This window comes from Streptomyces sp. NBC_00726, from assembly GCF_045161735.1.
Taxonomy (GTDB): Bacteria; Actinomycetota; Actinomycetes; order Streptomycetales; family Streptomycetaceae; genus Streptomyces.
In genome coordinates, this window is record NZ_CP108983.1 from 5,552,308 (window position 1) to 5,565,892 (window position 13,585).

The following is a 13,585-nucleotide window of genomic DNA, read 5'->3' on the forward strand; positions in this document are numbered from 1 at the left end:
ATGGCACCGTTGTCATCTCGTTAAGGATTTACTCCTTGACGCCGCTCCCGCGGCCGAGTTGACTTCCAGCCACCTCGGCCGCGACGTTGCGGCCTCGTCAGGGAGGCAAACCCCCAATGAACGCAATGACGCGACGCATCGTCATAGGCACGGCCGCCGCTTCGATGGCCGTCTCCCTCGCCGCTTGCGGCAAGGCCGGCGACGACAAGAAGGACTCGGCGGACTCGGGCAGCAAGACCAAGATCGGTCTGCTGCTCCCCGAGAACAAGACCGCCCGCTACGAGACGCTGGACAAGCCGCTGTTCATCGAGGCGGTCACGAAGGACTGCGCCGACTGCGAGGTCGTCTACAACAACGCCGCCGGTGACGTCGGCCAGCAGAAGCAGCAGTTCGAGCAGCAGATCGCCGACGGCATCAAGGTCATCGCGATCTCCTCGGTCGACGCCGAGAAGTCCGCCGCCTGGGTCGCCGACGCCCACAAGAAGGGCGTCAAGGTCGTCGCGTACGACCGCGCCATCGCCGGTGCCGACGCCTACGTCAGCCACGACAACGAGAAGATCGGCCGGCTCCAGGGCCAGGCCGTCCTCGACGCCCTGGGCTCCAAGGCGGCGAACGCCAACCTCGTCATGATCAACGGCGACGAGAAGGACCCGAACGCCGGTCTGTTCAAGAAGGGCGCCCACGCGTCCCTCGACGGCAAGATCAAGATCGCCTACGAGGCGTCCGGCGAGTGGGACCCGAAGATCGCCGGCGAGAAGATGACCGCCGCCATCTCCTCGGTCGGCAAGGACAAGATCGACGCCGTCTACTCCGCCAACGACGGCATGGCGGGCGGCATCATCACCTCCCTGGGCAACGCCGGCATCAAGGACATCCCGGTGGGCGGCCAGGACGCCGAGCTCCCCGGCATCCAGCGGATCATCGCCGGCACGCAGACCTTCACGATCTACAAGTCGCCGAAGCAGCTGGCCCCCGCGGCCGCCCAGTTCGCCGTCAACCTGCTCCAGGGCAAGGACATCGGCGCCCAGGGCGAGACGGACGGCGTTCCGTCCACGCTGCTTGAGCCGACCGTGGTGAACAAGGACAACATCGAGTCCACCGTGATCAAGGACGGCATCTACAAGGTCGCCGACGTCTGCGTCAAGGACATCGCCGCCAAGTGCACCGCGCTGGGCATCAAGTAGTCCCTCCGCGCGCCGGGGCCGGCCGGCCCCGGCGCGTGCGGGCCTGATTCCGCCCCGTACGGCGGAATCGGCCCGCGCCCCCATGACTGTCCGGCCCCGGCCGGCTCACACCCCGCTGCCGGCCGGGTGCCGGACACTCTTCCCCCAGTGCTTCCCGTATGTCGACGCTGCCCTCGCGGCGCGGCGTCTCCGCCGGTCAGGCGGCACATCCCCGCCGGTCAGGCGGCGAAGGAGATGGTTCACGTGTCACAGACGCCCGTGCTGGCGTTGCGTGGAGTCTTCAAGCGATTCGGAGCGGTCCAGGTCCTCTCCGGTGTCGATCTCGAAGTCCACGCCGGAGAAGTGGTCGCCCTCGTCGGCGACAACGGCGCCGGAAAGTCCACGCTGGTCAAGACGATCGCCGGCGTGCACCCCATCGATGAGGGTGTCATCGAGTGGGAGGGCGCGAAGGTGGACATCAGCCGCCCGCACGACGCCCAGAACCTCGGCGTCGCCACCGTCTACCAGGACCTCGCGCTCTGCGACAACCTGGACGTCGTCGCCAACCTCTTCCTCGGGCGCGAGATCAAGAAGGGCGGCGTCCTCGACGAGGTCGCCATGGAGAAGCGGGCCAAGGACCTGCTGTCCACCCTCTCCATCCGCATCCCCAGCGTCCGCATCCCGGTCGCCGCGCTCTCCGGCGGTCAGCGCCAGGTCGTGGCCATCGCCCGCGCCCTGGTCGGCAACCCCAAGATCGTGATCCTGGACGAGCCCACCGCGGCCCTCGGCGTCGAGCAGACCGCCCAGGTGCTCGACCTGGTGGAGCGGCTGCGCGAGCAGAACCTCGGCGTCATCCTCATCAGCCACAACATGGCCGATGTGAAGGCCGTGGCCGACAAGGTCGCCGTGCTGCGGCTCGGCCACAACAACGGCGTCTTCCCCGTGGCCACGACCAGCCACGAAGAAATCATCGCCGCGATCACGGGCGCCACGGACAACGCCGTGACCCGCCGCAAGTCGCGCAGCGCGGAGGCATCCAAGTGAGCAACACCAACGAGACTTCGGCCAAGGTCCCGGCCCAGGCGGAGCCCGCCGGGGCCCCCGCGCCGGCGGAGGGCGCGGTGCCGGTCGTCGACCCCCGCCTGCTCGTCCGCGAGCAGGGCTTCAAGGGCTACTGGACCGAGTTCAAGCGCAAGGTGCGCTCGGGCGAGATCGGCTCGCTGCCCGTCGTGGTCGGCCTGATCATCATCGGCATCGTCTTCCAGGCCGAGACCGGCAACTTCCTCACCTCGTACAACCTCGACCAGATCACGCTGTACGCGGCGGGCCCCGGCATCATGGCCGTCGGCATCGTCTTCGTGCTGCTGCTCGGCGAGATCGACCTCGCGGTCGGCTCGGTCGCCGGCCTCGCGGGCGCCGTGTGGGCGGTCCTCGGTACGGACATGCCGGACGGCCTCGCGATCCTGCTCGGCATCCTCTCCGGCACGGTCATCGGTGCCTTCCACGGCATCGTCTTCGCCAAGATCGGCGTGCCCGCGTTCGTCGTGACCCTGGCGGGCTTCCTGGGCTGGGCCGGCATGCAGACCTGGGTGATGGGCGAGAAGTCCACCATCACCACCCCGCTCGGCAGCTTCGTCCGCGACCTGACCAGCTACTACTTCGAGGACATCGCCGCCGCCTACGGCCTCGCCATCGTCGTGATCGTGGCCTTCTACCTCGCGCAGCTGCGGGACGCGCGGCGCCGCAAGGCCGCCGAGCTGCCGGCCCGCCCGCAGAGCGAGATCATCCTGCGCACCGCGCTGCTCGCCGTCCTGGCCCTCCTCGCCGCGTACGCGTTCAACCAGGAGCAGGGCCTCCCGCTCTCCCTGGTGATCTTCCTCGGCATTCTGGTCATCACCGACTTCGTGCTGCGCCGCACCACGTACGGCCGTCAGGTCTTCGCGGTCGGCGGCGGCGTCGAGGCCGCGCGCCGCGCCGGTATCAACGTGTCCTGGATCCGCATCTCGGTGTTCATGATCTCCGGCACGCTCGGTGCGGTCGGCGGCCTCTTCCTGGCCTCCGCGACCGGCGGCGCCGACCGCTCCCTCGGCGGCGGCAACCAGCTCATGATGTGCATCGCCGCGGCCGTCATCGGCGGTACGTCCCTGTTCGGCGGACGCGGCAAGGTCTGGTCGGCGCTCCTCGGCATCCTGGTCATCCAGTCGATCGTCCAGGGCCTCAACCAGATGAACCTGTCGTCCAACGCGATCCAGTACATGATCACCGGTGGGGTCCTCCTCATCGCCGTGATCATCGACTCGGTCTCCCGCAAGACGCAGAAGACCGCCGGCCGCGCCTAGCGCCGGCGACACCACGGCCGCGCCCGGCGACACGCGACACCGCAGGCCGCGCGCGTACGCACCACCCGCCGGAGCCCGGCGCCCCCACGGAGGGCGCCGGGCTCCGGCGCGTACCGGCACGGAAGGGGCAGCACGCCCCGACTCCCACTTCGGGGGGAGGCCGTTAGACTCATCGGATCGGCATGCTCGACCAGCACAATCGCAAGGAGGCACGGTGACACAGCCGCGCGAAGCGCGTCACGCACGGGCGGTGGTGGGCGACGGATGGGATCTGCTGACCCGCATCGGCGGACCGCGTGACCTCGACCGGCTCACTTCCGAGCAGCTGGAGCAGCTCGCCGAAGAGATCCGGACCTTCCTGGTCGACGCGGTCTCCAAGACCGGCGGACACCTCGGACCCAACCTCGGCGTGGTCGAGCTCACCATCGCCCTGCACCGGGTCTTCGACTCGCCGAAGGACAAGGTCCTCTTCGACACCGGCCACCAGAGCTACGTGCACAAGCTCCTCACCGGCCGCCAGGACTTCAGCAGGCTCAAGAGCAAGGGCGGCCTCTCCGGCTACCCCTCGCGCGCCGAGTCCGAGCACGACGTCATCGAGAACTCGCACGCCTCCACCGTCCTCGGCTGGGCCGACGGCCTCGCCAAGGCCAACGAGGTCCGCGGCAAGGACGACCACGTCGTCGCGGTCATCGGCGACGGAGCCCTCACCGGCGGCATGGCCTGGGAGGCGCTGAACAACATCGCCGCCGCCAAGGACCGCCCCCTCGTCATCGTCGTCAACGACAACGAGCGCTCCTACGCGCCCACCATCGGCGGCCTCGCCAACCACCTGGCCACCCTGCGCACCACCGACGGCTACGAACGCTTCCTGGCCCGCGGCAAGGACCTCCTGGAACGCACCCCCGTCGTCGGCAAGCCGCTGTACGAGACGCTGCACGGCGCCAAGAAGGGCCTGAAGGACTTCATCGCCCCGCAGGGCATGTTCGAGGACCTGGGGCTGAAGTACGTCGGCCCCATCGACGGCCACGACATCGAGGCCCTGGAATCCGCCCTCCAGCGCGCCAAGCGCTTCGGCGGCCCGGTCATCGTGCACTGCCTCACCGAGAAGGGCCGCGGCTACACCCCCGCCCTCCAGGACGAGGCCGACCGCTTCCACGCCGTCGGCAAGATCCACCCCGACACGGGCCTGCCCGTCGCCACCTCCGGCCTCGACTGGACCTCGGTGTTCGGCGAGGAGATGGTCAAGCTCGGCCGGGAGCGCGAGGACATCGTCGCGATCACCGCGGCCATGCTCCAGCCGGTCGGCCTGACCGGGTTCGAGAAGGAGTTCCCGGACCGGATCTACGACGTCGGCATCGCCGAGCAGCACGCCGCGGTCTCCGCGGCCGGCCTCGCCACCGGCGGCCTCCACCCGGTCTTCGCGGTGTACGCCACCTTCCTCAACCGTGCCTTCGACCAGGTCCTGATGGATGTCGCCCTGCACAAGTGCGGGGTCACCTTCGTCCTGGACCGGGCCGGCGTCACCGGTACGGACGGCGCCTCGCACAACGGCATGTGGGACATGTCGATCCTCCAGGTCGTGCCCGGACTGCGGATCGCCGCCCCGCGCGACGCCGACCAGGTCCGCGCCCAGCTGCGCGAGGCCGTCGCGGTGGACGACGCGCCCACGGTCGTCCGCTTCTCCAAGGGCGCGGTCGGCCCCTCGGTCAAGGCCGTCGGCAAGGCGGGCGGCATGGACGTGCTTCGCGAGCCCGGCACCGCCCGGCCCGACGTGCTGCTCGTCTCCATCGGCGCGCTCGCCCCGATGTGCCTGGAGATCGCCGACCTGCTCGACGCCCAGGGCATCTCCACGACCGTCGTGGACCCGCGCTGGGTGAAGCCCGTGGACGAGGCCCTGGCCCCGCTCGCCGCCCGGCACCGCGTCGTCGTCACCGTCGAGGACAACAGCAGGGCCGGCGGCGTCGGCTCCGCCGTCTCCCAGGCGCTGCGCGACGCGGACGTCGACGTACCACTGCGCGACTTCGGCATCCCGCCGGTCTTCCTCGACCACGCCTCCCGCAAGGAGGTGCTGGCCGAGATCGGGCTGACCGCCCCGGACATCGCCCGCCAGGTCACCGGCCTGGTCGCCAAGCTGGACGGGCGCTACGAGCCGGCGGAGGACCGCACCGTCGCGGAGCGCGTCCGGGACTGACCCGTACCCCCGCTACGGCCGAACGGGCCGGTCGGACCACCCGTAACGAGTGGTCCGACCGGCCCGTTCGCGTGAAATCCGGCCGTGGCAGGCGTGCCGCGAACGGGTGATGGGGCCGGGTCCGGAACATGGCGTGCACGACGAGTGCGTGGAGGTACGCCGGTGAGCACGCAGCAGGACCTGCCCCCGAGCGGGAACGGGCTGTTCAGGACCAAGACGGTCGAGCAGTCCATCCGCGACACCGAGGAGCCGGAGCACGCCCTCAGGAAGTCGCTCTCGGCCCTCGACCTCACGGTTTTCGGGGTCGGCGTCGTCATCGGCACCGGCATCTTCGTCCTCACCGGCAAGGTCGCCAAGGAGACGGCCGGCCCGGCCACCGCCCTCGCCTTCGTCGTCGCGGGCGTCGTCTGCGCGCTGGCCGCGCTGTGTTACGCGGAGTTCGCGTCCACCGTGCCGGTCGCGGGGTCCGCGTACACCTTCTCGTACGCCTCCCTCGGCGAACTGGTCGCCTGGATCATCGGCTGGGACCTGGTGCTGGAGTTCGCGCTCGGCACGGCGGTGGTCGCGGTCGGCTGGTCCGGTTACGTCCGCTCGCTGCTGGACAACGCGGGCTGGCACCTGCCGGACGTGCTGTCCGGGCCGGACGTGGCGGACGGCTTCGGCTTCGACATCCTGGCCTTCGCCCTGGTGCTGGTCCTGACCGTGATCCTGGTACTGGGCATGAAGCTCTCCGCCCGGGTCACCACGGTGGTGGTCGCCATCAAGATCGCCGTCGTCCTGATCGTCATCATCGCGGGCCTGTTCTTCATCGACACCGGGAACTACTCGCCGTTCATCCCGGACGCCGAGCCCCAGCCCTCCGGGTCCGGGTTCGACGCCCCGCTGGTCCAGCTGATCTTCGGTTACGCCCCGACGAACTTCGGCGTCATGGGCATCTTCACCGCCGCCTCCATCGTCTTCTTCGCCTTCATCGGCTTCGACGTCGTCGCCACGGCGGCCGAGGAGACGAAGCTGCCGCAGCGCGACATGCCGCGCGGCATCCTGGCCTCGCTGTTCATCTGCACCGTGCTCTACGTCGCGGTGTCGATCGTCGTCACCGGCATGCAGCACTACACCGAGCTGTCCGTCAGCGCCCCGCTCGCCGACGCCTTCAAGGCCGTCGGACATCCCTTCTACGCGGGCGTCATCAGCTTCGGCGCCGCCGTCGGCCTCACCACCGTCTGCATGATCCTGCTGCTCGGCCAGACCCGGGTGTTCTTCGCGATGAGCCGCGACGGCCTGCTCCCGAGGTTCTTCTCCAAGACGCACCCGCGCTTCCGCACCCCGTACCGCCCGACCATCCTGCTCGGCGTGATCATCGCCGTCGTCGCCGGGCTGACCAGCATCAACGAGCTGGCCACGCTGGTGAACATCGGCACCCTCTTCGCCTTCGTGGTCGTCGCGCTCGGCGTCATCGTGCTCCGCCGCACCCGCCCGGACCTGCACCGTGCCTTCCGTACCCCGTGGGTGCCGGCGGTCCCGATCGTGTCGGTGGCCGCCTCGGTCTGGCTGATGCTCAACCTGCCGGCCGAGACCTGGCTGCGGTTCGCGGTCTGGATGGTGATCGGTGTGATCATCTACTTCGCGTACGGCCGCTCACACAGCCGGGTGAACCGCGAACGGGTCTGAGGGACCCGGGGCCCTAAGCCCCCGGCCGCACCGTACGCGGCCCCGTGCACCGCGCCCCGTGCGCCTCGGCCCGGCGGCGCAGCTCCCGGTCCGCGGTGACGACGACACAGGGGCGCGGCACGGCCCCCGCCTCCGCCGCCAGCGCGGCGATCAGATCGTCACCGCTGCCCGGGGCCGCCTCCACCCGCACCCCGGGCACCGGCGCGACGTCCCGGGCCCGCCCCTCGACCACCAGCACCAGGTCGACGGGGCCGGGCACACCGGGCAGGCCGTCGGAGGCGTACGGAACCAGCGAGTCGCGCAGCCGCTCGGCCGCGCCCCGCCGGTCGCGCCACCAGCCGTCCGGGACGGACCCGACGACATTGGCGGCGTCGACGATCACCAGGGCCAGCGGATTCGGCATGGGGCCACCCTGCCATGTCCGAGCTGTGCCGAGCTGTGCCGAATCCCCGTGCAAACGGTGCGGACGCGGTGATTCCAAGGGTTCGAACGGTGATTCTATGATGGGTGCTCCCCGCCTTCCGGACGCCGGTCGTGACACAAAGCCGCAGCTCGGGGGCGGACCATCACGGAAGGAAGACGCCACGACATGCGAGTCAGGTCGAGACGTGCCCAGGGGAGCGCCTCGGGCAAGGGCGACGACGCCCTGCGAGACGTCGAAAGCGCCCGTGGCACCGGCGAGACCCCGGTCGACGGACGCTGGCTCGTGCGTGGCAAGGACGGCAGGCTCACCGCCTACGCGCGCAACGAGGACGGGCTGCTGCGCTGGACCGAGGAATACCCCGGCGGCCCCGGCTGGCAGGGCCCCGAATTCTTCCCGGTCCCGGACCTGACCCATCTCGGCGTCGCCCAGGGCCCGGACGGCTACGTCCACTTCATCGGCCGCCGCACGGTGCACGGCGACGAGGAACGGCCGCGGGTCGACCTCGTGCACGCCATCCAGTACCAGACGGGCCGCCCGGTCACCGCGTGGCGGACCGTGGGCAATCCGTACAAGGACGGCGACGAGCGCGCCGCCCGCATCGGTCCGCCGGCCGCCGCCGTCGCCCCGACCGGCATGGTCCACGTCTTCGTCCGCAACGCCAACGGCGGCATGATGCTGCGCCGCGAGGCGAAGAACGGCAAGTGGGAGGGGTGGAAGGACCTCAGGGGCACCCTCGGCAAGGAGACGATGGCCGTCGCGGTCGCCGAGTCGGGCCGCATGGAGCTCCTGGTCCCCGGCACCAACAAGGCCATGCGGTGGGCCCAGGCCGAGCCGGGCGGCGCCTTCCAGAAGGGCGACAACCTCAACGTCAAGATCGCCGGCGGCGCGGTGAGCGTGCTGGAGACCGGGCCCGACCGCAACACCTTCTACTGGACCGACGCCACCACCGGCACCCTGGTCGCCACCCGCCTGGACACCCCGCCCATCACGATCGGGGACACCCCGGCCGACGGCCGCGTCGCCGTGCTCCGCGCCGAACTGGACGACTACGACTGCACGGTCCTCGCCCACCGCACCCGCGACGGCCGCGTGCTGCTCGCGGCCTGCGGTACGGAGAACGAGGCGGGCGGCCTGTGGTGGGCGGCGACCGGCGAACGCACCTCGGCGCCCCCGGCGCTGGCGCTCGACGGCGAGGGCCGCGTGGTGCTCGCGATGATCGGCGAGCGCGGCGGGCTGTACGTGGCCCGGCAGAACGACGAACCGGGCCTGGCGCTGGGGCCGGCCCGGCGGGTGTGACGCGTACGGCTGGGGTGTGACGCGTACGGAATGCCTTACGGCCCCGGGAACGTTCCCGGGGCCGTAGCGGTGCGGTCCGATCAGCCCTGGCCGAGCGCCGGGGACTTCTTGGCGGACTCGGGGATGGGGGTGTCCTCGCGGATCGCCTTCCACAGCGCGTCCGCCCGCGGCTTCACGGCCACGACGCGGTTGTGGTCGATCTTGTCGTACTCGACGGGGAGCATGATCGTCTCCATCGTGTCCGGGTCGACCCCGTTCATGGACCGGGCGAACTTCGCGAGCGAGGTGAGCGAGGCCAGCTCGTCGTCGGTGGTCAGGGCCGCCGTGGCCGAGTTGGCGATCTTGTAGGCGCTCGTCGGGCTGCCCAGCAGGTCCTGGCTCTTGACCTCCTTGAGCAGCGCCATCAGGAACTGCTGCTGGAGACCGATGCGGCTCAGGTCGGTGCCGTCGCTCAGGCTGTACCGGGTGCGGACGAACTTCAGCGACTCGGTGCCGTCGAACTTGTGCGGTCCGGCGTCGACGTTCAGCCCGGTCTTCTTGTCGTGGATGGGCTCCTTGACGTCGATGTTCACCCCGCCGATGGCGTCCACGAGCCCCTTGAACCCGGCGAAGTTGATCTCCAGGTAGTGGTCGATCCGCACCCCGGACATCTTCTCGACGGTCTTGACCACACACGCCGGACCGACCTGCGAGTACACCGAGTTGAACATCACACGGTCCTTGCCCGGCACCGTCGAACCGTCGCCCTTGGCGCAGTCGGGCCGGGTCACCAGGGTGTCGCGCGGGATGGACACGGCGACGGCCTTGTCCCGCCCTTCCGGAATATGCACGACGAGCGCCGTGTCGGACCGCGCCCCGCTGACCCCGATCCCGCCGCCCAGCTCCTTGTTCTCCGAGCCGGCCCGCGAGTCGGACCCCAGCACCAGCAGATTCTGCCCACTGGTGGGCAGCTTCTCGGGACGGTCCTCACCGAGCGCCTTGTTGATGTCGACGCCCTTGATGTTGTTGTTGAGGTGGCTCCAGAACCACCACGCGGTGCCGCCGGCGGCGAGGACGAGCACCAGGGACGAGACCAGGATCACCCGTCGTATTCGCTGACCCCGCGTCCGGACACGCTTGCGCCCGCGGCGGCGCGGGGTCTCCGGGGAGCTCCCCTGGCCGGGGGTGGTGTCGTCTTGGCTCATCCTGAGTGAGTCCTCACAGCTTGTGGCCTGGTCAGGGCGCGGGTAATGGGGGTGGGACTCGGGTGGGGGGTGGAGCCGGTCCTCGTTTTCCCGGGATCAGCACTATAAACAGTCGATCAGGTGTACGTACGAAGGCTGTGGCGTAACTGTGACAGACCGGGCAGTCGGGCCGGCGGGTGACCGGTTCAGGGTGACATCGATCATGTTTGTCGGAAACCATGAGTCATCAGAGCGCTATGAGTGGATTTCCTGACCGAAGCGGGAGTGCTTATCTTCTTGGGAGCCGGGGCAACCGCAAGCCCGGTTCCCTAAGTGAGGAGGGCGGGCGCATGGCACGCAGAGGGGGGCGTCGGCCGGAGCGAGGCAGGCGGACGCAGGATCGCGTGGGTGCCGCTCGGGCGGGTGACGCCGGCGGCGTGGCAATCGTGGTCGCGAGCCCCGGTGACGCTGTGGAACCTCTGGCGTTGCAGCGGAGCGGCCCGTTGGTCGACGTCGTCTGCGCCCAGCCCGGCACGCCGGAGGAGCGGGCGGCGCTCGACCGTGCCATGGCCGATGCCGCGGACCGCGGTGTCCGGGTCTCGGATGAGCCCTGGGTCATCGACGCCGAGCCAGGAAAGATCACCGCCCGGGTGCTTGAGGCACTGCGTCACCTGCGGCCGCTGCTGGTGACCACCCTGGACCCCGACCCCGAGCACTCCTCCCTCGACGTGGAGACCAAGGGCCCGGTCGTCACGGAGCCGCCTCTGCGCGGCAGCGTGGCGCGCGCCACGATCGCCGCCGCCCGCCGGCATCAGCGGGAGTGCGGTTCGCCGGTGTTCATACGGTGTCACCGGGCGGGCGTGCCGGCCACGCTGGGGCCCCGGGCATGTGATCGTCATCCGCTCCCGCTCCGCTGGCTCGTCAGGGGGGTGGACGGCAGGCTCTCCGCCTATCTGCCGTCGGCCGCCGGGGTGCTGCGCTGGACCGAGAAGCGCGTGGGCGGGAACGAGTGGAGCGGTCCGGAACTCCTCGAAGGACCCGATCTTCTTCCCGGCCTCGAAGTCGTCCAGGATGCCCAGGGGTACGTACACCTCTTCGGCCTGCGCCGCCGGAAGGGGCCGGACGGAACGGACTGGGTCGATGTGGCCCACACCACCCAGTACCAGACCGGGCGGGCTCTGGGGGCCTGGCGCTCCGCGGGCAACCCGCATGGCAAGAACCCCGGCAAGAGCCGCGAGGTCGGCTTCCCCGCCGCGGCCTTCGACGCCAATGGTGACCTCGCCGTCTTCGTGCGCAACTTCGGCCACAGCATCAGTGTCCGCAGTCAGGGACCGGACGGGCGGTGGAGCGGCTGGCAGCACCTTCGCGGGGTCCGCGTCGCCGACGAGCTCATCGCGCAACCCGGTGGTTCGGGCGTACCCGAGGTCTGGGCCAGGGCGAGGGACGCGGCGGCCGCCATCCGCTGGCACCGCGAGACGCCGTCGGGCGAGTGGACGCTGGACGCCGCGGGAACGGTCAGCCCGGCCCCCGGCACCCTGTCGGCGGCCCCCGAGGCGGGGTCGGTGCGCTACCGGTACGCGGGGAGCAACGAGGTCTGTGTGCAGGTGCCGGGGGCCGGTGCTGTGAGCCTGGGCGGGCGGGACGGCACGGGGCCGGTGGCCGGGGTTGCCGGCGTCGACATCCAGGGCTGGGGGTGCACGGTGCTCGTGCGGTCGGGGGAGTCCGGTGCGTGCCTGGTGGGCGCGCATGCGGACGGGCGGCCGGAGGGCGGCGTGTGGTGGTTCGATGCGGGGGAGACCTCGGTGGTGCCGCCGGCCGTGGCGGTGGACGGCCTCGGCCGGGCGGTCGTCGCGGTTCTGGGGGGCGACGGGCGGCTGAGGATCACGCGTCAGGTGCCGGGGGAGGACGGCCTCGTCTTCACCTCCTGGACCGTGGTCCCCGGGGTCTGACCTGCGGCCCGGAGGCGGTCGAGTGAGCGTCCGCGACCATCTTTGATGGTTTTGGGATCAACCTTGATCTTGGTAGGGTCTAATCCTGTCTTTATGTGGATCACAGGTGAAGGTTCTGTGTCCATATGGTGAACGCCCCTTGATTGCGACTTTTTGCAGGCCGATGGGGCCGCGTTGACTGCGTGAGTCGTGTTTGTCTGAGGGGTTATGGGGAAGCTGTCGCTGCGCGCCGTTCAGAAGCTGACATGCAAGAAGCGCGATGCCTGGTGGACCGTCCTGCTGGTCGATCCGGTCGCGACGCGCATGCTGATCGTGATGGCCAAGTTCAAGTTCATCACCCCGAACCGGGTCACCTGGTCCGCGCTGTTCGTCGGCCTCGGCTCCGCGTACTTCTTCCTCAAGGGTGACACCCCCTCCCTCGTCATCGGGGCGGCCCTCTACCACCTGAGCTTCATACTCGACTGCATCGACGGCAAGCTCGCCCGCCTCAAGGGCAACGGCACCGTCTTCGGTGGCTGGCTCGATTACGTCTTCGACCGCATCCGGGTCCTCTTCTGCGCACTCGCCCTGATGGGCGGCCAGTACCTGCGCACCCACAACGAGCTCTACCTCCTCGCGGCGCTGGCCGTCGTCTTCCTCGACATGCTCCGGTACGTCGACGCCCTGCAGATCTACAAGATGCGCATGTCCATGCGCATGAAGATCGAGAAGGTCACGCTGGAGCGCAAAGCGCTGGAGGACGAGCAGGCCGCCCGTCAGGAGCCGGCCGAGACGGCCGACCAGCCCCAGGTGGTCTTCATCGAGGACCTGCTCCGGGAGAACCCGGGCGTGGAGGCCGAGGTCCTCAAGCAGCAGGCCGGAGACGTGGTCGACCTGCACGCCCAGTTCCGCAACCGCTTCCCCTGGTACACGCGATTCCGTCAGGCCCTGCTGCGCAGCCGCATCCGGCCGCACCTGATCAGCGGCATCGAGTTCCAGATGTTCATCTTCATCGTGGCGCCTCTGATCGGCCAGATACTCTGGACGACCGCGATATCCGCCGCCGCGCTCGGCCTGTTCGAGCTCGTGATCATGTACAAGTTCTGGCTGTCCACCCGTGACTTCACCCGGCTCATGGAGAAGCTCGCCACCGAGCCCTCCAAGGCCGGCGTGATCGCCGAGAACCTCCACCGGGGACGTCACCGCCGGGCCGGCGGCCTCGACGAGGAGCGGCGCGCCGCCCTGGCACAGCAGTTCCCGGTCCCCGAGCAGGACGACGACCTGGGCTTCCAGCCCTACCCCCAGCCCTATCCCCACCATGCCCAGGACATCGAGACGCAGCAGCTCAGGGCGCTGCCCTACTGGGTGGAAACCGAAGGTTCGGTGCGATGAGTCCGGCAGTCGACCCGGCGG

At 69.9% G+C, this 13,585-nt stretch carries 10 protein-coding genes; 8 read left to right on the forward strand and 2 right to left on the reverse strand.

Features of this window, described 5'->3' with window-relative positions:
* Positions 1–116: 116 nt before the first annotated feature.
* The 5 genes from OG338_RS24730 (at position 117) to OG338_RS24750 (ending at position 7,361) form a co-directional block, all read left to right on the forward strand.
* On the forward strand, positions 117–1,184 hold the full coding sequence (locus OG338_RS24730; RefSeq protein ID WP_405939412.1) for a sugar ABC transporter substrate-binding protein: 1,068 nt from the start codon (positions 117–119) through the stop codon (positions 1,182–1,184).
* Between the two features lie 234 nt (positions 1,185–1,418).
* Entirely contained in the window at positions 1,419–2,207 is a 789-nt protein-coding gene (locus OG338_RS24735; protein ID WP_405939413.1) for an ATP-binding cassette domain-containing protein, read from the forward strand.
* Positions 2,204–3,502 (forward strand): sugar ABC transporter permease, encoded by a 1,299-nt coding sequence (locus OG338_RS24740; RefSeq protein ID WP_405939414.1) that lies wholly within the window; start codon positions 2,204–2,206, stop codon positions 3,500–3,502. Before OG338_RS24735 ends, OG338_RS24740 begins: the two co-directional genes overlap by 4 nt.
* 271 nt (positions 3,503–3,773) lie before the next feature.
* Positions 3,774–5,693, forward strand: coding sequence for a 1-deoxy-D-xylulose-5-phosphate synthase (gene dxs / locus OG338_RS24745; RefSeq protein ID WP_405940523.1), 1,920 nt, complete (start codon positions 3,774–3,776; stop codon positions 5,691–5,693).
* Positions 5,694–5,855: 162 nt separating this feature from the next.
* Entirely contained in the window at positions 5,856–7,361 is a 1,506-nt protein-coding gene (locus OG338_RS24750) for an amino acid permease (protein WP_405939415.1), read from the forward strand.
* A 13-nt stretch (positions 7,362–7,374) separates the two neighbouring features.
* On the opposite strand, the gene OG338_RS24755 is transcribed toward OG338_RS24750, so the two are convergent.
* On the reverse strand, positions 7,375–7,764 hold the full coding sequence (locus OG338_RS24755) for an NTP pyrophosphohydrolase (protein ID WP_405939416.1): 390 nt from the start codon (positions 7,762–7,764) through the stop codon (positions 7,375–7,377).
* A 186-nt stretch (positions 7,765–7,950) separates the two neighbouring features.
* On the opposite strand from OG338_RS24755, the gene OG338_RS24760 reads away from it, so the two are divergent.
* A complete protein-coding gene (locus OG338_RS24760; RefSeq protein ID WP_405939417.1) occupies positions 7,951–9,081 on the forward strand; it encodes a hypothetical protein in 1,131 nt (376 codons plus the stop codon).
* 80 nt (positions 9,082–9,161) lie between these two features.
* Here the strand turns inward: OG338_RS24760 and OG338_RS24765 are convergent, their stop codons facing one another.
* Positions 9,162–10,265: an LCP family protein gene (locus OG338_RS24765; protein ID WP_405939418.1), complete on the reverse strand. Its 1,104-nt coding sequence runs from the start codon at positions 10,263–10,265 to the stop codon at positions 9,162–9,164.
* Positions 10,266–10,681: 416 nt separating this feature from the next.
* On the opposite strand from OG338_RS24765, the gene OG338_RS24770 reads away from it, so the two are divergent.
* Positions 10,682–12,193 carry a hypothetical protein gene (locus OG338_RS24770; RefSeq protein ID WP_405939419.1) on the forward strand — a complete coding sequence of 504 codons (1,512 nt, stop codon included), beginning with the start codon at positions 10,682–10,684 and terminating at the stop codon, positions 12,191–12,193.
* 207 nt (positions 12,194–12,400) lie between these two features.
* Positions 12,401–13,564 carry a CDP-alcohol phosphatidyltransferase family protein gene (locus tag OG338_RS24775; RefSeq protein WP_405939420.1) on the forward strand — a complete coding sequence of 388 codons (1,164 nt, stop codon included), beginning with the start codon at positions 12,401–12,403 and terminating at the stop codon, positions 13,562–13,564.
* Positions 13,565–13,585: the final 21 nt, after the last annotated feature.

Excerpts from the sequence above, each read along its gene's own strand:
- OG338_RS24735 (WP_405939413.1), top strand. The coding sequence starts at position 1,419 with ATGGTTCACGTGTCACAGACGCCCGTGCTGGCGTTGCGTGGAGTCTTC.
- OG338_RS24755 (WP_405939416.1), bottom strand. The coding sequence starts at position 7,764 with ATGCCGAATCCGCTGGCCCTGGTGATCGTCGACGCCGCCAATGTCGTC.
- OG338_RS24775 (WP_405939420.1), top strand. The coding sequence starts at position 12,401 with ATGGGGAAGCTGTCGCTGCGCGCCGTTCAGAAGCTGACATGCAAGAAG.
- OG338_RS24730 (WP_405939412.1), top strand. The coding sequence starts at position 117 with ATGAACGCAATGACGCGACGCATCGTCATAGGCACGGCCGCCGCTTCG.
- OG338_RS24760 (WP_405939417.1), top strand. The coding sequence starts at position 7,951 with ATGCGAGTCAGGTCGAGACGTGCCCAGGGGAGCGCCTCGGGCAAGGGC.
- OG338_RS24765 (WP_405939418.1), bottom strand. The coding sequence starts at position 10,265 with ATGAGCCAAGACGACACCACCCCCGGCCAGGGGAGCTCCCCGGAGACC.